16 protein-coding genes are annotated in these 20,038 nt (G+C 62.2%); 11 read left to right on the forward strand and 5 right to left on the reverse strand.

Annotated elements, in window-relative coordinates:
• Window positions 1-42: 42 nt before the first annotated feature.
• Window positions 43-768: an ABC transporter ATP-binding protein gene (locus OUZ30_RS09620; protein ID WP_266182015.1), complete on the forward strand. Its 726-nt coding sequence runs from the start codon at window positions 43-45 to the stop codon at window positions 766-768.
• A complete protein-coding gene (locus OUZ30_RS09625; RefSeq protein WP_266182017.1) occupies window positions 761-3,130 on the forward strand; it encodes an ABC transporter permease in 2,370 nt (789 codons plus the stop codon). Before OUZ30_RS09620 ends, OUZ30_RS09625 begins: the two co-directional genes overlap by 8 nt.
• 242 nt (window positions 3,131-3,372) lie before the next feature.
• Here the strand turns inward: OUZ30_RS09625 and OUZ30_RS09630 are convergent, their stop codons facing one another.
• From OUZ30_RS09630 to OUZ30_RS09640, 3 genes are all read right to left on the reverse strand, one after another.
• Window positions 3,373-4,059, reverse strand: a complete 687-nt coding sequence (locus OUZ30_RS09630; RefSeq protein ID WP_266182018.1) for a hydrolase — start codon at window positions 4,057-4,059, stop codon at window positions 3,373-3,375.
• 993 nt (window positions 4,060-5,052) lie between these two features.
• Entirely contained in the window at window positions 5,053-6,453 is a 1,401-nt protein-coding gene (locus tag OUZ30_RS09635) for an aldehyde dehydrogenase family protein (protein ID WP_266182019.1), read from the reverse strand.
• A gap of 241 nt (window positions 6,454-6,694) precedes the next feature.
• Window positions 6,695-7,288 (reverse strand): TetR/AcrR family transcriptional regulator, encoded by a 594-nt coding sequence (locus OUZ30_RS09640; RefSeq protein WP_266182020.1) that lies wholly within the window; start codon window positions 7,286-7,288, stop codon window positions 6,695-6,697.
• Between the two features lie 144 nt (window positions 7,289-7,432).
• Here OUZ30_RS09640 and OUZ30_RS09645 point away from each other — a divergent pair, with 144 nt between their 5' ends.
• The 5 genes from OUZ30_RS09645 (at window position 7,433) to OUZ30_RS09665 (ending at window position 14,013) form a co-directional block, all read left to right on the forward strand.
• Window positions 7,433-8,419 carry an SDR family NAD(P)-dependent oxidoreductase gene (locus OUZ30_RS09645; RefSeq protein ID WP_266182021.1) on the forward strand — a complete coding sequence of 329 codons (987 nt, stop codon included), beginning with the start codon at window positions 7,433-7,435 and terminating at the stop codon, window positions 8,417-8,419.
• A 951-nt stretch (window positions 8,420-9,370) separates the two neighbouring features.
• Window positions 9,371-9,625, forward strand: coding sequence for a YtcA family lipoprotein (locus OUZ30_RS09650; RefSeq protein WP_266182022.1), 255 nt, complete (start codon window positions 9,371-9,373; stop codon window positions 9,623-9,625).
• 12 nt (window positions 9,626-9,637) lie between these two features.
• On the forward strand, window positions 9,638-10,675 hold the full coding sequence (mdtN, locus tag OUZ30_RS09655) for a multidrug transporter subunit MdtN (RefSeq protein ID WP_266182023.1): 1,038 nt from the start codon (window positions 9,638-9,640) through the stop codon (window positions 10,673-10,675).
• Window positions 10,668-12,635, forward strand: coding sequence for an FUSC family protein (locus OUZ30_RS09660; protein ID WP_266182024.1), 1,968 nt, complete (start codon window positions 10,668-10,670; stop codon window positions 12,633-12,635). The genes mdtN and OUZ30_RS09660 overlap by 8 nt, the downstream gene beginning before the upstream one ends.
• On the forward strand, window positions 12,616-14,013 hold the full coding sequence (locus tag OUZ30_RS09665) for a TolC family protein (RefSeq protein ID WP_266182025.1): 1,398 nt from the start codon (window positions 12,616-12,618) through the stop codon (window positions 14,011-14,013). The genes OUZ30_RS09660 and OUZ30_RS09665 overlap by 20 nt, the downstream gene beginning before the upstream one ends.
• A gap of 92 nt (window positions 14,014-14,105) precedes the next feature.
• Here OUZ30_RS09665 and OUZ30_RS09670 read toward each other — a convergent pair whose 3' ends face one another.
• Together OUZ30_RS09670 and OUZ30_RS09675 are read right to left on the reverse strand one after the other, a co-directional pair.
• Window positions 14,106-14,807, reverse strand: a complete 702-nt coding sequence (locus OUZ30_RS09670) for a Rossmann-fold NAD(P)-binding domain-containing protein (protein ID WP_266182026.1) — start codon at window positions 14,805-14,807, stop codon at window positions 14,106-14,108.
• 124 nt (window positions 14,808-14,931) lie between these two features.
• The gene (locus OUZ30_RS09675) at window positions 14,932-15,816 is read right to left on the reverse strand and encodes a LysR family transcriptional regulator (RefSeq protein ID WP_266182028.1); all 885 of its coding nucleotides are present in this window, start codon (window positions 15,814-15,816) and stop codon (window positions 14,932-14,934) included.
• Between the two features lie 96 nt (window positions 15,817-15,912).
• Between OUZ30_RS09675 and OUZ30_RS09680 the strand changes: the two genes are divergently transcribed.
• The 4 genes from OUZ30_RS09680 to poxB all read left to right on the forward strand — a co-directional run bounded on the left by OUZ30_RS09680 (window position 15,913) and on the right by poxB (window position 20,034).
• Window positions 15,913-16,785, forward strand: coding sequence for a pirin family protein (locus OUZ30_RS09680; RefSeq protein WP_266182029.1), 873 nt, complete (start codon window positions 15,913-15,915; stop codon window positions 16,783-16,785).
• Between the two features lie 51 nt (window positions 16,786-16,836).
• Complete coding sequence (locus OUZ30_RS09685; protein ID WP_266182030.1) at window positions 16,837-17,283, forward strand: DoxX family protein; 447 nt, start codon at window positions 16,837-16,839, stop codon at window positions 17,281-17,283.
• A complete protein-coding gene (locus OUZ30_RS09690; protein WP_425601490.1) occupies window positions 17,243-17,923 on the forward strand; it encodes an NADPH-dependent F420 reductase in 681 nt (226 codons plus the stop codon). The genes OUZ30_RS09685 and OUZ30_RS09690 overlap by 41 nt, the downstream gene beginning before the upstream one ends.
• Before the next feature lie 389 nt (window positions 17,924-18,312).
• Window positions 18,313-20,034 (forward strand): ubiquinone-dependent pyruvate dehydrogenase, encoded by a 1,722-nt coding sequence (gene poxB / locus OUZ30_RS09695; RefSeq protein ID WP_266182032.1) that lies wholly within the window; start codon window positions 18,313-18,315, stop codon window positions 20,032-20,034.
• Window positions 20,035-20,038 lie beyond the last annotated feature (4 nt).

A 20,038-nucleotide genomic window follows, 5' to 3' on the forward strand; every position in this document is an offset into this window, starting at 1 on the left:
CTTACGCTATGCAGCATCGCCAGGCCAGGTCGGGAGTTGCCCGTGTACCTTTCAGCAGCCCAGTCTCTTTCGCGCGAGCCGGTGATCCGGCTACGCGGTGTCAACAAGACTTACGCCGGCGGCGGCGCGACCTGCGTCGCGCTTGCCGATGTCGACTTGCAGGTTTTTGGTGGGGAGTTCGTCGCCATCACCGGCAAGTCGGGCAGCGGTAAATCGACCGTGCTCAATCTGCTGGGCGGGCTCGATCGGCCGAGCGCCGGTGAAGTGTGGGTCGACGGCCAGGCGCTGCAGGTGCTATCGGAACAGGCCTTGGCGCGCTGGCGTGGGCGTTCGGTTGGCATCGTGTTCCAGTTTTTCCAGCTCATGCCAACCCTGTCGGCGGTCGAGAACGTCATGCTGCCCATGGATCTCGCGGGGCGCTGGCCGGCGAAGGAGCGCCGCAAGCGCGCACAAGCTCTGCTCGATCGACTAGGCGTTCTGCCCCAGGCAGACAAGCTCCCGTCGACCATGTCCGGCGGGCAGCAACAGCGGGTCGCCGTGGCGCGCGCGCTGGCCAATGCCCCCGCCTTGCTGCTGGCCGACGAGCCGACCGGCAACCTGGATACGCACAACGCGTCGGCCTTGCTGGACTTGCTGGGCGAGTTGGTGGCCGAAGGACAGACCCTGGTGATGGTGACGCATGACCCGTCGGCGCTGCGCCGGGTCGCTCGCACCGTGACCCTGGAAGATGGCCGCGTGGCATCGTGCGAAGAGGGCCGCCATGTTTGATACGCGCTGGCGCAAAACGCTGCGGGATGCCTTGGGGCATCGTGCGCGGACCTTGCTCGTGGTACTCGCCGTGGCGCTGGGACTCATGGGCGCCGGGGCGATACTGGATGCGTGGGCCCTGGTGCGCGTGACTACGCAAGCCAGCTATCTCGCGAGTCATCCGGTCGCCGCGACGCTGCAAATTACGCCGCTGGATGCTGCCTTCCTGGCGCGCGTCCGCCAGATCCCGGGCGTGGCGGCTGCCCGGCTGCGACGGACGGTGGTTGTAACCACGCAAGGGTCAGGCGAGCACAAGACGGTCGTGCTGCACGCCCTCGACGATGTGGCCCGCCCCGACATCGGGCGAGTGCAGGACGTGCAGGGTAGTTGGCCGCCGAATGACGGAGAGATCATGATCGAACGTTCGTCGCTCGATTATTCCGGCGCGACCGTGGGCACGGCACTCCCCGTGGCCATCGCGGGCCAGCCCCCCATCACGCTGCGCGTCGGCGGCATCGTGCGCGATGTCTCGGTGGCGCCGGGCTGGATGGATCACCTGGTGTACGGCTTCACCAGCCCGGAAACCTTGTCCCGGCTAGGCGCGCCATCCGGGTTCGATGAGCTGCAGATCACCGTATCAGACCCGCATCCCAGTCAGCAGTCCGTACGGCAACTGGCGTGGCGCATCAAGGCGCTGGCGGAAGCGGAAGGACGCCGAGCCGACCACGTCGACGTCCCCGTACCGGGTCAGCATATCCACGCTGCCCAGATGGATACCTTGATGTTCACACAAGGAGGCTTCGGCGTTTTGACCCTGCTCGTGTGCGGCTGCCTGATCGTCAATCTGATCTCGGCGATGCTGGCGGGCCAGCGGCGCGAGCTCGGCATCATGAAGGCGCTTGGCGCCAGTGGGCGACAACTGGCCATGCAGGTTCTGGCCTTGGCAGGCGCATTGGGGTTGCTTGCCGTGGCCATCGCGCTACCGGTGGCCGCCTGGCTAGGACGACGCTACGGCAGCTTCCAGGGAGAGCTGCTGAACTTCCCGGTCGATCGCTATGCCATTCCCCTGTGGACATTCGCCGCCCAAGTTGCCGTCGGCGTGGCGTTGCCCGTGCTGGCCGCTGCCGTGCCGGTCGCCCGGGCCTGCCGCCAGTCCGTCGTGGCGGCGCTGCGTGAGCAGGCGCTGTCCGATGGCCCCGCCGCCATTCGCGCACGTCATTGGCTGCAAGGTGTGCCTCTCGCGCGACCACAGCTACTCTCGTTGCACAACGCTTTTCGCCAGCGTCAGCGTTGCGCGCTGACCTTGATGGCGCTCGCGACCGCGGGTTCCGTCTTCATCGGCGCAAGCAACTTACGCACGGCGGTAGAGCAATCGGTGGATCTGCTCTTCGTCAATCAACATCACGACCTCACGCTACGCCTGCTCGAGCCACAACCGGCGAGCCGCTTGATCGCGACCGCGAATGCGGTGCCGGGCGTCGCCTTGGCCGAAGCCTGGGGCGGCACCAGCGTCGGCCTGGTACGCGCCGATGGCACTGTGGGCAACATGTTTGGTCTCTTTGCGGTTCCGCGGCGCAGTCGTCTGCTGACGCCCTCGATACGCAGCGGCCGCTGGCTGCGCGATGACGATGCCAACGTCGTGGTAATCGGCAGCGGTTTGCTGAGAACTGATCCAGGGCTGAAGGTCGGACAACCCATACAGCTGACGATTGATGGCCGGCAGGCTTCTTTGCAGGTCGTCGGCATCATGGACAGCGGGCCCGAGCCGGTGGCGTACATGTCCCAGCCTGGGTTCGCTGCCTGGCGCGGCCGAGATCTCGCTTCACTACTGCTGGTCAGGAGCGTTGCCCGCGACAAGGATGCTCAACTCGACCTCATTCGGCGGTTGCGCGATGCCTTCGACAACCAGGGGCTGGCGGTTGCCAGCAGCCATTTGCTCAGCGAAGAGCGGCAAGGCATCGAGGATCACTTGCAGATGGTGGTGAGCTTTCTCGGCGTCATGGGCTGGGTGATGATCGTGGTCGGCGGTATGGGCCTGGCATCGACCATGAGCGTGGCCGTGCTGGAACGTCAGCGCGAGATCGGTGTGTTGCGGGCCATTGGGGCGCGCGGCCGCACCATCCTCGGCATGGTGCAGTTGGAGGGTCTGATGATGGCGTTGCTTGGCTGGCTGGTATCGCTACCGCTGTCCGTGCCCGTCAGCGTGGCGTTGTCGCGAAGCTTCGCCAATGTCATGTTCCCCGTGCCTGCCTCGCTGATGCCCGAACCGGTCGGCGCATGGCGTTGGCTGGTCCTGGTAACCATCGTCTCGGTGGTTGCATGCGCCTGGCCGGCACGGCAAGCCATGCGCTTGTCGGTAGTGAGGGCGCTGCAATACGAGTGACCCATGCTCACCTCGATCCGGTACTCGTGCCCGTGGATTTCACCTGATCTTCGATTTCCAGGCGCTCTGACGCTTCAGCCTCGCGGTTTGTTCATCGGGGCGCTGTTGTACCGCGGCCGCGAAACGGCGGGCCGCTAATCGCGACGACCGAAGCACACACGAACCGCAGGCAGGTTCGCATCACCCTGGCTGCATGGATCGTTACCGCGAACGCCTCGATGTCCCAGGAGTTTGGTGTTTCGCTACCCTAACGCTTTCACAGGATTCGGGCCAATACGCTTGCCATGCTTGACCCGTTCCGGGCCCTTGTGCACGTGGGTAACTGCGTAGTCGACACCCATGCCATACGCGCCGGAATGCTCCTTCACAATGGCCATGACCTGGTCATAGGTTTCCTTCCTCGCCCAGTCACGCTGCCACTCAAGCATGACGGGCTGCCAGGTCATTGGCACGACACCCGCTTGAACCATCCGATCCATCGCGTACTTGTGAGCATCCGCCGATGTTCCGCCTGAAGCATCGGCCACCATATAGATTTCGTAATCCGTGTCCCGCATGGCGCTCAATGCGAACGTCACGTTGCAGACCTCGGTCCACAGTCCGGCGACCACCACCTTCTTTCGCTTGTTGGCAGCCAATGCGTCGCGGACATTTTGATCGTCCCACGAGTTCATTGATGTGCGCTCCAAAATATCCTTGTCTGGAAATACGGCCAAGAGTTCGGGGTACGTGTTTCCTGAGAAACTTTCGGTCTCCACCGTCGTTATGGTCGTTGGAATATTGAAGACCTTTGCGGCCTTGGCGAGTGCAACCACGTTGTTCTTCAACGTCTGACGATCGATGGACTGGACGCCGAATGCCATCTGAGGCTGCTGGTCAATGAAGAGGAGCTGGCTATTTTGCGGTGTCAAAACTTCACGGTTTGACATTGTCGTGTTCCTTTTGTGATGAATAGTTAGCAAGTGCACCCTGCGAAGCGCGTGATTCGACCAGCTTTTCGCGGCCTCCATGGCATCGCGGATTAAATTGGCACCACATCACTGCCTGTTCTTCGGCTGTCCGCGGTGCTTCGCGTCCATGTTGGTGATTGATGCCGCGCTATGAGGGGCTCCTGACGATTCGCGGTATCACCAGTCCTTAGGCATATGGAGCGGCCCAAAAAGCAGTCGCATGGGGTAGATCACCAGCCGAGCGCGAGGTAGATCCCGATGTCGTTCCCTTCTGTCCACCCGCGCGAGGGATCTCGTCGTCGGCGCCGAAGTGCACGGCCTCAAGAGCGAGCTCCGCTGAGCGGGCATAGGCCCAGTCAATTGACTTTGGCGGCGCTTTCGAGCCGGCCAAGTGGTGTGTTTTACCTGATGTCAGGTGAAAGTGAGATATTCGCAAGCGCCAGGAGGCCAGCCTCGAATGCTGTGATTTTTCGCGAATGCATGCATGAGGCAACGGGTGCGCGGCCGCTGACTCTTGATCGAGCGCCTGGTATCCGCTGATAGGCGTGTCAGACCGTGGCAGCCCGGGAGCAGGCCGTTTTGTGTGATCCGCTGTTGGGCTTGAGTGCCCCCCAGCGTCCAGGTGTTGCCGGGGGCATCTAGAAAAATGCTCCGTAGCACGATCGTGATCAGAGGGGGCATCGTGGGTAAATCAACCGACGAAGGAAGTCCAAGAAAGCGAAGCATCTTCGAGTTGCCGGGTGAGCTCGGGAGCTCGGCTTGATCGGCGCAGCGGGACAAAAGCGACGAATCGCTCCAACACTGCGACTTCATCTCCGTGCCATCGATGGCGCCCTGGTTGGTCATTCGCGCGCTGATCTGGGTAGCGATCGGTTCCATGGTCGCGTAGTGCAAGGCCGTCAGTGCGGATGCGGCCATTGCGATTTCAACCCCAAAACGGTTGGGGTGCCCGAGAAATCAGGGGTGGTCCAACTAGGTTTTGAATACGATCATCTTTTCCGCGGTCATCTCGTGCATGGTGAAGGGAATGCCGCCGACGCCGTGGCCTGACACGTGACGACCCGCGAATGGCATCCAGTCGACCCGGAAGGCGGTGTGGTCGTTGACCATCACCGTTGAGGCGTCCAGTCGCTCCGCAGCATCCAGTGCCGATGCAAGCTCGCTGGTGAAAATGCTCGATTGAAAGGCCACTGGGAGTGAGTTGGCTTCGCTGATGGCCTCATCGAGAGTGCGGAACGAATACACACAGGTCAGCGGTCCAAAGACCTCCAGCGTGGAAACCTTCGCGTCCTTGGCTGGATGGACCAGGATCGATGGGAGGAGGGTGGTTTCATTCAGGCGTCCACCGCCAATGAGCCGGGAGCTTCCTGGAACAGCCTCGTCGATCCAGCTCTGCACACGGTCGGACTCTGCCGGCGTAATGAGCGGACCGACCTCTGTTTCAGGCAAGGTCGGATCGCCCACCTTCAACGCGGTAACGCGACGGGCGAAACGCTCCACGAACTCTTGTTCGATGTCCTGATGCACATAGATGCGTTGGACCGAGACACACACTTGACCGGCATGGTAATAGCCGCCCTTGGCCAGTGGCTCAATGACCTTGTCCAGGTCGGCGCTAGCGTCCACGATGACAGGCGCGACGCCGCCGTGTTCCAAGGCACAACGTGCGCCCGGCGCCAGCTTGGAGCGCAAATGCCAGCCCACTCGCGCCGATCCGATGAAGCTGAGAAACGCCACACGCGGATCTGAAGCAAAAGCCTCCGCAAGTTCACGTTCTTCAGGCAGGAACGTCTGCACCCAGTCTTCGGGAATGCCGGCCTCGTGCGCCAGTTCGACAAGCTCAAAACAGCTGAGCGGCGTCGTGGTGGCCGGTTTCACGATAACGGGACAGCCAGTAGCGATGGCAGGCGCAATCTGGTGCACGATCAGATTGAGCGGGTGATTGAAAGCGGAGATGGCGGCAACGACGCCAATGGGCTCTTCGATGGTCCATGCCCTGCGATTGGCGCTCCCTTTGGTGATTCCCATCGGAATTTCGCGACCAGCTCGCGTCCTTAAGATTTCCGCTGCATTGCGTAGGCCGTCAATGGCGCGATCGGTTTCCACAAGAGCGTCGGCATAGGGCTTTCCACCCTCCCGGGCAATCTGCTTGCCGAAGTGATCGCGTCGACCTTCAACCAGCGTCGCGAGCTTGTGCAGGATGTCGATCCGTTCGTAGGGCTTGAGCCAGGTACGTCGATCCTTGAACAGCCGATACGCGGTGGCGAGTTTTCGTTCGAGGTTTTTCGCATCGTCGTTGGGCAACTCCGCGATGGGTTGCCGGTCAAATGCTTGCACTACCTTGATCATTTCATCCTCCCGGCGCAGAGCCACGGCCAAATCGACGACGTGCGAAGCAGGGAAATACAAGAAAGCTGGACGGTTATGGGAAGGGGAGAGACAGCTGTCCGCACCATCAAATGACTGATTGAATTAGGTCCGATAAATCATGGGCCTAAAGAACGTCAGTCACGATATCGCCAGCCGGCCACCAGAAACAATGCGGACAATTCAGTGTCGTGCCCCTGATTGTCCTGATCACAGCGTGTGCACTCAGTGAGCGCTGGGCTAACAGCTATGGCGCGGCACCACTCGCGAGGCCAGCGATCAAAATATCGATGAGTCGATAGGCGCGCGCAACCCATTCGCTCTGATCATTAGTTTTTGAAAACCCGAAGACGGCATAAAGAAGGTCGAGCGCGACAACATCACCATGAATGTCGCCGCTTTCGATGGCGTGGGCGACGAGTTGATTTGCGGAATCTATGATTTGGGCTGACGAGTATTCAAACAATGCCGCACTGTCGCTGGTTGCTGCATTGAGTGCGGGGACGATGAGTTTTTTTGTTCCGATGTACTCGACGAACAGCCGTAGCCATGCGCGCAGTGCCTCCAGCGGCTTCATGGATGCGAGTAAGCGGGTGGCGGCCTCGGCCAGTTGCTCCACTTCATGACGATAGACCGCTTGCAGCATCGCATCGCGCGTAGGGAAGTGACGATAGAGCGTGCCGATGCCCACGCCGGCGCACCGCGCGATTTCCTCCAACGTGACGTCGCCGCCGCGCTCCGCAAACGCCGTCTTCGCCACCGCCATCAGGCGATCACGGTTGCGCTCGGCGTCCGCCCTTGGTTTACGTGGGGTGCCGGAGTTCTTTTTCGCTGTGACCATGGGCGCCCCTTGAAAAGCGGAGGGGTCCTCCATATAAATATACGGAGCCATCCTCCGGTTCGTCGCCATCATAGCCGAACACCCGGCGTATTGTAGCCGCGGCAACTGATTTCCCTGCAATTTTCGCCAAATAAAGAGACAGCCATGACCCCATCATTCAGTGCAACATCGACCACGGACCAGGTGCTTGAAGGCGTAGATCTTCGCGGCAAACGCGTGCTGGTGACGGGCGTTTCGGCTGGCATTGGCGTAGAGACGGCGCGCGCTTTGGCCGCTCGTGGTGCCTATGTTGTCGGTACGGCGCGCGATCTGGCTAAAGCCGAGGTGGCTACAGCACAGGTGCGCGCCGATGCGGCAGCCCACGGTGGTGGCTTTGAACTGGCCGCCCTTGACCTCGCTGATCTGAAAAGTGTCCGTGCTTGCGCCGACGATCTGCTGGCAAAAGGGCAGGGCTTTGACCTCGTCATTGCGAATGCCGGCGTCATGGCAACCCCCTTGAGTCATACAGCCGATGGCTTCGAGACTCAGTTCGGCACCAATCATCTCGGTCACTTCGTGCTGGTGAACCGCTGTGCATCGTTGCTGGGCGCGGGAGCGCGGCTGGTTAATCTCGCATCTTCGGGCCATCGTTTTTCGAATGTCGATTTGGACGATCCGAACTTTGCACGCACGGCTTACGATCCGTTTGTTGCGTACGGCCGTTCGAAGACGGCCAATATCCTCTTTGCACTTGCGTTCGATCAACGCCATCGCCATCGCGGCGTGCGTGCCACGGCAGTCCATCCGGGCGGCATCCATACGGAGCTGGGACGCCACATGGACTCAAGCCAGCTCGAGGGCATGATCGAAAATTTGAATGAGCAACTTGCTGCCGAAGGCAAAGCACCTTTTCAGTGGAAGACGATCCCGCAAGGCGCAGCGACCTCGGTTTGGGCGGGCGTGGTCGCCCCAGCGGAGGCGGTCGGCGGCCAATATTGCGAGAACTGCCACGTCGGTAAAATCGTGGCCGATGACGTCGTCATCAGCGCCATCAGCGAGGGTGTTCGCGGCTATGCGCTCGACTCCGCCAACGCCATTGCGCTTTGGAGAAAAAGCGAAGAAATGGTCGGCGAATCCTTCCCTGCGCCATGAGAACGACAGGCATCGCTTGGCTATGGGCTTGTATGGCGCGAACGCGCTATGCGAAGTTATCCGAGCTGAGCCACCGGCGAGTGCCAGGCCTAGAGTGATTAGCCTGTGTTATCGCAGGTCGGGTAGGTTGCGCAGAGGCCCGGCGGCCCACCTGTAATGCGAGCTCGCCCGGATCGGTAATAGAAAATCGGCAGCGCCCAACCTGGCGGCATGCGGTTGAACGACGAGGTCCTCCGGAGGAACAGAAACAGACGTGGCTGCCGAAGACGGCGGCGATCGAAGAAGTCTGTTCCTTCGGCTTGACCGAAAATGGCCATACGGATCGTGCAGAACGGATCACCCCGACCCAGGCCCAGGGGCCTTCGACTTTCCCCATGGCAGGACGAGAGAAGCATGCGCGACGGACACGCCTTGCCGACAAAGGGAGTGTGCTCGGTTCGCATGCGAGAAACGGTTGGCTGAGCACGGGAGTTGCTGGGCGCGAACGGGATCGTGCTCGATCAGCACGTCGGCCGCTCTGTCGCCGATGCGGGGGCCCTCTACTCCTATGTAGGTACACGGGAAATGAAATCGCTGATCGTCGGTAGGGCCATCATTGGCTTCAGTGCCTTCCTCTGGCCGCGCGATCGACCGGGACGTTCACGAAGAACCCGTTTGGCCAGCTGATCGTACGGCGCGAAGAAATTCTGAGTAAAATTGCCGCGAGCGCGCCGCCGGCGATTCGTTTTTCGCTCGCAGTCGTTCAGCACCGCATGGACGCCGGAACGCCCGGGGGATGGGCGCTCGAAAGTGCATATTTCGCATGCGTGCCTCCCTGGAGGACCTGCGCGAAGGTACCTCCGCCTTCCTACGGAAGCGCGCTTCGAAGTTCGAGGGGGTTAAATGCGACCGGCTGGGCTAATGCGATCAACGCGAGATAGGCGGCCGAAAGCGTTCGGAGCTGGTCATGTCTTGCCGCGAGTCGCTTCGCTGGCCGTGGCGGGTGGCCTGCTCCAGGCCTGCAGTAGCGCGCCATCACGAAACATACTCGGCTCGTACTTTCCCTCGTGGATGGTGTGCACGCTGGTCGCCTTGGTCCTCACCTTCATCGTGCGTGGCGTCTTCGTTCGCACAGGCATCGATGCAGTACTTCCGGCGCCGCTGATCGCCTATCTGGCGCTGTTCGCGGCCTTCACGTTCGCCGTGTGGCTGATCTGGCTTGCCTGAGTGGGTGCCCCCATGACGACAACAGCGAATCAACCTTCGTGGCTTGGGCGCAGCATTACCCTGCTTATCCTGGCGGTGGCCCTTGTCTTGCTCGCCGCCGTGGTCTTCGTGGTGGACCGGCGTCCGAGGACCCACGATGCACATTTGTTTGCCTACACTGCCGGCATTGCGCCGGAGGTAAGCGGCCGCATTACCGCGATCCACGTGGTCAACAATCAGCGGGTCAAGCAGGGCGACGTGCTTGCACAGATCGACCCCGAGCCTTTCGAGCTCAGGCTGCGGCAAGCGAAGGCCAAAGTCGCCGCGCTGAAGGCGGACATCGATCTCACGGGTCGCCAGGTGAATGCACAGACCTCGGGCGCCAAGGCGGCGTCCACCCAGATCCAGCGGGCCCAAGAGCAGTTCGCGCTGGCTCGCTCGACGCGGGAACGACTGGAGCCGATGGTGGGCAAAGGCTATGTCACGCAGCAGCAGATCGACGAGGCGCGCACCAATGAACGAAGCGCGGCGACCGCGCTCTCCACGAGCACGCTGCAGGCGGCGCAGGCACATGAAGCGGTCGGCGACACGGCCAGCCTGGTCGAACAACTCGACGGCGCCGAGGCTGCCGAGGCACTGGCCGCCCGGGATCTGCGCGAAGCGACGATACGCGCTCCGTTCGATGGGCGCGTGGTCGGCGTGCAACTGGCGGAGGGCGCGTTCGCCGCAGCCGGCAGTCCGTTATTCACGCTGATCAAATTGCACGAGTGGTATGCCGTTGCCGATTTTCGGGAGACCGATCTCGAGCACATCCATATCGGTGACAAGGCCACGGCCTGGCTGATGGGCAGGGAAAACCAGCCAGTGCATGGCCATGTCGAGAGCCTGGGCGCCGGCGTGCAGCCGGAGGACAAGGCCGGACCCGGGCTGCCCGTGGTGGAAAGGTCGCTCAACTGGGTGGTAGTGGCGCAACGTTTTCCGGTGTGGGTGCGGCTCGACGACCCGCCCGAGCAGCTCATGCGCATCGGCGCGACGGCTTCGGTCAAGGTGGAGCACGATCACCATGACTAGCAGTCAGCCGGAACGCCAGACGCTGCTCGGCTTCCTGCGGCATGAGTTGGTACCGCGTCCAGGGAGGATGCGGGCCGTCTGGCGCATTACTGCCGGCAGTACCTTGGTCGTCGCGCTCGGCATGGTTTTCCAGATTCCCCTGCCGGCCTATATGGCCTACATCGTGTTCCTGGTCAGTCGCGAGGAAACGGCGGCAACCCTGCTCACGGCCATCGGCGGTGCTTTGGCAGCCACGGTAGCCGTGGCGCTATCCTTTTTGTTCTATTTGCTGGATGCGAGTGAACCCGGGCTGCGTCTTCCGCTGTTGGCGGTCAGCACCTTCATCGCCATGTTCTTTGCCCGCACCAGCACCCTGGGGCCGATCGCGTTTCTCGCCGGCTTCGTGCTGGTGCTCTCGCAGACGCTGATCGATGACGTTCCCTCCGCCGAAGTTCTGACCCGAATCCTGCTGTGGCTGTGGGTGGTCGTGGCTGTGCCTGCCTTCGTCACCGTGCTGATCGACCTGGCGTGGGGTGAGAATCCGGTGCAGCTGGTGCGAAGACGTGCCGATGAATTGCTCCGACGAACGGCCGACATACTCGATGGACGGGGCGAGGCCGACCCGGTGAAGCTGCGGGAAGAGGCTGTCGACACCATGGCCCTGCACGAACACGCCTGCCTGTGGGACCGGCAACTGAAGGCGAAGACGGCGGTCGACCTGCAGATGTTCGAGGGACTGGTCACCTTGCTTTCCTTGCTCTGCCTGCTGCCGAAGGACACCTCGCTCGCCGCACGCGTGCCCATAGCGCAGGCCATCGATGCCTGTCGCGACGCATTGTTGACCGGCACAGCACCTCGGGTACGCGAATGCGTGGTCGACGCGCGCGGGCTCGCCGCCCTCGACGGTGCATCCCGGCCGATCATCCTGGCGCTGGCGCGCACGACGAACGAGCTATTGAAGAGCGCGACAGAAAGGCCCGTGGCCGTGGCTCCCGCGCTCAAAGCCAAGCACCTGTTCGTACCCGACGCCTTCAGCAACCGGGGCCACGCACAGTTCGCCCTGAAAACGACACTGGCGGTGACGCTGGCCTACTGCATCTACACCCTGTTGGATTGGCCTGGCATACGTACGGCCATTACGACGTGCTTCTTCGTCGCCCTGGGCAGCATGGCGGAGACCATGCACAAGCTGAGCCTGCGCCTTTCCGGCGCCATTGCAGGCGGCATCCTGGCGGGATTCTGCATTGTCTATTTGTTGCCTCACCTGACCGACATCGGCGATCTGAGCCTGCTGATCGCTGCCGCATCGGCGCTTTGTGCCTGGGTGGCCACCAGTAGCGAGCGCCTCGCCTATGCCGGCATGCAGATGGCGTTCGCGTTTTACCTTGGTGTGCTCCAGGGCTATGCGCCGGCCAGCGATCTGACCGTATTGCGTGATCGCCTCGTCGGCATCGTGCTCGGAAACATCCTCATGTCGATGATCTTCAGCACGCTGTGGCCCGTGAGTGCGTTGCAGGTGGTCCGTTCGTCCATGTCCAAGGCGATAGGGCTGCTGGCCAGCCTGGTGTCGGATGCGACGAGCGAGAATCGTCTGCTGCGTCTGACGGTGGCCCAGGAACTGGTGCGTTCGCGCAAGCTCGCCTCCCTGGCATTCTTTGAGCGCGGCCTGTTTTCCTCACCAATGTCGGACGAGGCGTCAGGTCGCCTGGCGCTCGGACAACTTGATCGGGTGGCCGCAGCGGCGTTCGCCGTACCCAGCCAGGGAAGTGACGTAGTCGAAGAGACTGCATTGGAGGGCGAGCGTGGCGAGGCTGCGCGCTGGCTTTCGGAAACGGCCATACGAACGGGGCAGGGGCGCTCGCCACCGCCGTGGACAGGAGGGCATCCGGCCAAGGCAGGCGCGACTGCCGCGTCGCGAGCGCAACGAGAGGCCATGGCCTGCCTGCAGAAGGAGATCGTGGATGTCGCGCCGGCCCACTAAGCGGGTGCGTGGCATCTTCACGGCCATGGCCATGTGCCTGGCCGCCTTCGATGCCTGCGGCGAAGAGGCTGCCCCGCAGCAGGCGCATTGCATGGAAGCGCCGTCGACACCCCATGGCGGCTACGATCTGCCGCGCTTGCTCGATATCGCGCAATGCCTGAGTCCCGAGACACGCGAGGCCTGGGAACACACGCGACAGGCGGAGCTGGCTGTCGACGTCGTCCGCAGCAGCTACGCCCCGCAAGTGTCTCTCGAGGCGGTAGGCGGCTTCCAGCGCACGCCACTGCCGATTCCGACCAACCTGATATCACGCGGGTACTTCACCTCCGACACGCGTGAGTTTATTCCCTCCCTGTCCGTGAAGTGGCTGTTGTTCGATTTCGGTCGTCGCGCGGGTGTGGAGGCAACGGCGCGCGCCAACCATGCGGCCGCCGAAGTGGCCTACAACGGCGTGCAACAGCGACTGGTCTTCAGTGTGACGCGCGCGTATTTCGACTATCAGTCCAGTCGCGAACAATTGCTTGCAGCCGAGGAAGCGGTCAAGGCGGCGCAAACGATTCAGGACGCCACTGAAGCCCAGCGCCGCAACGGCCGGGCCACCGTCGTCGCAGCGGCCCAGGCCGAACGCCAGACGGCGATGTCCAGGCTCAATCAGGTCAAGGCGAATGGCGCGGTGCGCACGGCATATGCGTCACTGATAGCGGCGATCGGCCTGTCCGCCGACACGCAATTGACGATCGGCGAAGCGAAGGACCAGGCCTTGCCCGCGCTTCCCGCCGAATCCATCGATCATTACGTGCAGAAGGCACTCGCAGGTCGACCCGATGTGCGTGCGGCGGAAGAGAAGGTGAAGGCCGCGGAAGGCGAAGTGCAAAGTGCGCATGCCGCCTATCGTCCGATCGTCAGCTTCGCCGGTAACTACTACCAGAATATTGGTGCGTTGAGCACGGATGGCAGTCCGTACTATTCGATCAACAAGCCGGGCGGCGCCGTCTTCCTCAATTTCGAGTTGCCCCTTTTCGATGGCGGCTCGCGTTCGGCGCATCTGTCGATCGCGCAGTCCCAGGTCCAGGCGGCTGAAGACCAGCTGGACCACGTGCGCGACGGTGTCGCACAGGAAGTGGTGAAGGCCTATAACGATCTGCGTACCAGTCGCGAGGCCTACACCGAGGCGCAGGCCTACTCACACGCGGCTGGTGTGGCCTACGAGGCGGCTCTCGACGCCTATCAGCATGGCGTCGGCACGTATACGGACCTGGCCAACGACGAAGCGCTCATGGCGCAGTCGCAAGCCGCGCTGGCGAGTGCCAGCGCCGACGCTCAGATTGCCTGGGTGGGCTTGGCCTTGGCGACCGGCGACATTCACGTGACGCCGTGAGACTCGCAATGAATCAATTCGAGCGTGGAGCATGGGTCCTGCGGCTGACCGCAAGGTGCCCGATCGCGTTCTACGGGCGGGGCACGGCCACCTCACTGAAGAGAGTGCCGACTCCCGCTTGCTGTTTCGGAGCTCGCAGCGGCGTGGATGTCCGCGGGCCCCAGGATCGGCGACTGCGCCCCGTGCCGAGCCACCTGGAGCATCGCGAGCCCGATGGTTCGCGTCGTACTGATGGACCGAGGGAAGAGTCGCTGCAGCGGAGGCAGCAACGCGCCGAGCAGGGTGTAGAAAAGCCGATAGCTCGCCGTCTTCGACCGGATGCCATCCAGCGGCACGATCACCCCGGGCCGAAACATGTAAGCCGCCTTGAACGGCAGGCGAAGTAGCGCATTTTCCGTCGCGCCTTTCACGCGTGCCCACATGCTTCTGCCGCGCTCGGAGCTGTCAGTGCCCGCCCCGGATACGTACACAAAGGTCATGTTGGGATTAATCCGAGCCAACAGGCCGGCCACCGAGAGCGTCATGTCGTAGGTCAGGTGGCGATAGCTCTCCTCGGACATGCCGTTCGAGGAAACTCCCAGACAAAAGAAGCACGCATCGAGGCCGCTCAGGCTGCCTTCGATCTGATCCAGTGCAAACAGGTCCTCTTTGACGAGTTCCTCAATCTTCGGATGCTGCGTCCCCAGGGGCGTGCGCCCAATGCAGACGACTTGCGAGACGGCGGCGTCCTGCAGGCATTCGCGCAATACACCTTGGCCGACCATCCCGGTCGCGCCGAACAGAGCCACTTTCATAGGTACGCACCACTTGATCGTGTCGTGCAGCCAGTGTCGCCGTTGCCCGGTGAATCGGCTAATCCGATTGCGCCAAGACTTCCCCGCATCACGACATCGACGCTATCGACAGATCGAGGTGTCGTCAGTAGCGCAATTGCGAGATGAAGGCGCGGCCGGTCGGCCCGGGAAGCGCGTCCTTGCGATAGACCACGTGCATGGGGAGGAACACGTCGCGCGGGAGCCCCTCGATCTTGATCTTCACCAGGTTTCCCGCGTCGAGATCCTTCTTGACCATAGGCAACGGCATATGGCCCCAACCCAGTCCTGCGGTTAAAAACGCGTGCTTTGCACCCAGATCGGCGAGATGCCACGTCAGTGGCGAGAGCACACCGAACGTTCTGCCTTCGGACAGCGACGTGCGATCCGTCAAGACCAACTGCACCTGCTTCTCGAAGTACTTGCTACCGATGGCGCCCTTGTGACGGGCCAACGGGTGTGACGGCGCCACCACGGTGACGAGGGGAAGGTCGATCAGCGGTTCCGATGCGAGCTCATCGGGTATCACTGGCAGCGAACCCACGATGCCGATGCGGCATACGCCCTCCATCACCGGCCGGATCACGCCGCCCAGCGCCTCCACGTAGATGCGCAAGGGCGTATGGGGGAAGAACTCGCGGCAATAGCCGGCGGCGCGCGTAAGCCCATCCATGGGATACATCACGTCGACCGCCACGGATAGTTCGGGCTCCAGGCCTTCTTTCATGGAGCGGGCACGGGCCTTGAAGCCATCCATCTGATCGGCCACGCCGCGCGCTTCGGTCAGCAGCGCCACGCCTGCTTCGGTCAGCTTGGGATAGCGCTCGCTGCGATCGAACAGCGTGACACCCAGCTGCGCTTCGAGATTCAACAGTGTCTGGCTGACCACCGATTGCGCACGCCGCAGCTTTCGACCGGCCGCGGAAAAACTTCCCTCTTCCGCTGCGGCAATGAAGGTGCGCAGTTGGTCCAGCGTGACGGCGTCGAGCATATATCGTCCTAAGCGATAGATGTCATCGAAATATATAGGCTATTCAGATGCTTGGGCAAGGCCTAGCCTTTCTCCATCGCAGACGAGGACGCCCCCATGAACGCTGTTGCTTCCTTTCTATCCCCATCCGAATCGACCATCGAGCCGGTGGCCGCGCCGCGCAAGATCTGGACGGTCACCACCGGCTATCACCGTGGCCCCATTACCCGCCTGGTCAGCCCTTCCGATCTCGGCCAGTGGATCAAGCCTTTCGTCTTTCTGGACGCGGGCGTCCTGCCGCCGTCAGCGGGTCCCTTGTTCGGCATCCACCCGCACTCGGGTATCGCGACCTTGACGGCCGTGCTTTCGGGCCGCGTGGCCTACGAAGACACCACCGGCAAGCAGGGCGAAGTGCTGACGGGCGGGCTGGAGTGGATGAGGGCGGGAAGTGGTGTGTGGCATGACGGTCATGTCGTCGGCGACACGCCGGTGGAGTTCTTCCAGCTCTGGGTGACGCTGCCGCCGGAGCAGGAAAATGGCGCCCCTGAAAGCCAGAACATCGCACCGGAAGAGGTCCCGCTCGTGGGTCCGGCGCGGGTACTGCTAGGGCAGTACCAGGGCGCGACCAGCCCGATCCGCGCTCCCGCCGGCATCACCTATTTGCATGTGCGCCTGAAGGCGGGTGAGCACTGGCGCTTTCAGCCGAACCCGAACGAGACCGTGGCGTGGATCGCCTTGCATCAAGGTACGACCAGCGTGCCTGAGGGCCTCACCGCGGGCGACCTCGCCATCTTTGAAGAATCCGACCACGCCATCGACGTGGTGGCGCATGACGACGCGTCCTTCGTGCTGGGCGCCGCCGTGAAGCACCCGTATCCCTTGGTGATGGGCAAGTACTCCGTCCACACCAACGCTCGCGCGCTCGCCCAAGGCGAAGCGGAGATCGCACGTATTGGCCGCCGGCTGCGTGCAGCAGACCGCCTGAAGTAAGTCCTAGCTGTTCATCCGATTGACCCATCCATCCCCATCTGAGAACCCATCATGAGCACCAAGACCGAAACCGTTAGCTATGCATCATCCCTCGACCAGACCCAGGTCACGTCGAGCCTCACCCTGAAGAGCTTCGCCGAACTGGCCGGCCGCGTCCTGATTGCTGGTCTGTTCCTGCTTTCGGGCGTAGGCAAGATCACCGCCTATGCAGCCACCGCGGGCTACATGGCCTCGGTCGGCGTACCCGCCGGCATGCTTCCGCTAGTGATCGCCACCGAAGTCCTGGGTGCTGTCGCCATCATGCTCGGCTGGAAGACCCGCATCGTTGCGTTCTTGATGGCCGGCTTCACGCTACTGACCGGCCTCCTGTTTCACACGAGTTTTGCCGACCAGATGCAGATGATCATGTTCATGAAGAACGTGTCGATCGCCGGCGCCTTCCTGCTGCTGACCGTCAATGGCGCGGGCCCGCTCAGCCTTGACCACAAGTCGCGCTAATCCCTCACAACTTTCCCATCTAGTCTTTATCAGGAGACATCTCATGAGCTACGCCATCATCGGCTCAGGCGCCGTTGGCAGCGCCCTGGCCAAGCAATTTGCCCGCAACAAGATCAAGGCAGTCATCAGCAATCGTCGCGGACCCGCCTCGCTGGAAGATGCAGTGCAAACCTTCGCTCCCATCGTAAGCGCCACGGAAACCACCGTCGCATTGGATGCGGACGTGATCATCCTCGCCGTCCCGTTTGGGGCGGTGGAGGAGGTCGCCCAGTTGCGCAGCGACTGGTCCGGCAAGATCGTGGTGGATGCCACTAACGCGATCGAGTTTCCCGCGTTCAAGCCGCTGGATCTTGGCGGGCGCCCCTCCAGTGACGTCGTGGCAGCAAAGTTCAAGGGCGCCAAGGTCGTCAAGGCATTCAATACACTGCCGGCGGCGGTGCTCGCGGACGAGCCGCGCCAGGGTGAAGGTCACCGCACGATCTTCGTTTCGGGCGACCACACCGATGCAAACGAGCGGGTGGCATCGCTCGCCACGGTACTCGGCTTCGCCCCCATCACGTTGGGCCGCCTTGGAGAAGGCGGATTGCTGCAACAGTTCGGCGGCCCGCTGACCGTGCACAGCCTGATCAAGCAGCGCTAACGCGAGCAGACCTACTGCGTCGCTACGAAACGGAGCGCCCAGTGGGCGCTCCGTTTTTACTTCTGCTGACTACCCGCCGCGTACCTCGTCCTCCATGAGCTTGGCGACGCACGCGTGCATCAAATTTATCGTCGACGATACCTGTCGCAAGACCAACACGACACGAAAATTCCCACGAAAGTCCGCACTTCGATATCCGATCTGAAACGAAACGCGTTCGCTTGGCCATCACTATCGGAGTGAGAGCATTTGCGACTCTGACCTCTCGTGTGCGGAAGCCAGGGTGGAGCACGAACAACCATGGATGAGGCCCGGCTGGGCCTGCCATTGAGTAGTGAACGAACGCTTCGAGGGGATGCCAATCTCCTCCCTTTCCGATAGAGGCGATCATGACGACTGTAGCCGAGAGATTGGTTGAAACCCTGGAAGCCGCCGGTGTGGAGCGCATCTATGGGCTGGTGGGCGACTCCTTGAATGGCATCACCGACTCACTGCGGGCGCACAAGCGTACGCAATGGATCGCCGTCAGGCATGAAGAGGTGGCGGCGTTTGCAGCAGGTGCGGACGCGCAGCTGACCGGCAAGCTGGCCGTGTGCGCCGGCAGTTGCGGCCCTGGAAACCTTCATCTCATCAACGGGCTGTTCGACTGTCATCGCAATCGCGTGCCGGTGCTTGCCATCGCCGCACACATTCCCAGCACGGAAATCGGTTCCGGCTATTTCCAGGAAACCCATCCGCAATCCCTGTTCAAGGAATGCAGCCACTACGCCGAGTTGATCAGCGACGCGGACCACGTTCCGCGCATCGTCGAAACGGCCATTCGCGAGGCCATCAGCAAGCAGGGCGTGGCGGTCATTGTTATCCCTGGCGATGTGGCCCTGCGCGAAGCGGTCGGCCGCAAGCCGTCGCCACAGTTGATTCCCCGGCTACCCAAGGTCCTGGCGCAGGATGCGGACATCGATGCGCTGGCCGAGCTGCTCAATGCCGGCAAGCGGATAACCCTGTTGTGTGGCGCAGGATGCGCAGGTGCGCACGATGAAGTGGTCGCGCTGGCGGCCAAGCTGAAGGCGCCGGTCGTTCACGCCATGCGTGGCAAGGAGCACGTCGAGTGGGACAACCCGTTCGACGTCGGCATGACCGGGTTGATCGGGTTTTCATCTGGCTACTACGCCATGTTGGCGTGCGACACACTGCTGATGCTTGGCACGGATTTTCCCTATCGCCAGTTCTATCCTGACAAAGCACGTATCGCGCAGATCGATATTCGCGGCGAGAATCTCGGCAAGCGGTGTCGCCTCGATCTGGGCGTGATCGGAGACGTGCCCGAGGCACTGAAACGCCTGTTGGGTCGCGTGTCGGAAAAACCAGATGATTCGCATCTCACCATAGCAGTCGAGCACTACAAGAAAGCCCGTGCCGAGCTGGATGCCTTGGCCGTCGGTCACGCAACCAAGCGAGGCATACACCCGCAGCTGGTGGCGAAAGTGGTCAGCGATCTGGCCAGCGAGGATGCCATCTTTACCTGCGACGTTGGCGAGCCGACCGTATGGGCCGCGCGCTATCTGCGCGTCAATGGCAAGCGCAGGCTGCTCGGGTCTTTCCTGCACGGCTCGATGGCCAATGCCATGCCTCAAGCCATCGGTGCGCAGGTCGCTTACCCGGGGCGGCAAGTCATTTCCATGTCGGGCGATGGCGGTTTCAGCATGCTGATGGGCGACCTGCTGACCCTCAGGCAGTCCAAATTGCCGGTGAAGATCGTGATCTTCAACAACAGCCTGCTGGGTTTCGTGGATATCGAAATGAAGGCTGGCGGCTTTCTGCCTGTGGGCACGCATCTGGACAACCCGAGCTTCGCCAAGATTGCTGAAGGGGCGGGTATCCATGGCGTACGGGTGGAGGACCCTTCGCAGCTTGCGGATGCCGTCAAGCAGGCGTTCGCCCATGACGGACCCGCGGTCGTCGAGGTGGTCACCGACCCGCTGGAGCTGGTCATGCCGCCGAAGATCACGCTGGAGCAGGCGAAGGGATTCAGCATCTGGATGATGAAGGCAGTGCTTAACGGTGAAGCCAACGAAATAGTCGAATTGGCGCGTACCGCTTTCGGACGCTGAGCAA

Source organism: Dyella humicola, from assembly GCF_026283945.1.
Taxonomy (GTDB): Bacteria; Pseudomonadota; Gammaproteobacteria; order Xanthomonadales; family Rhodanobacteraceae; genus Dyella; species Dyella humicola.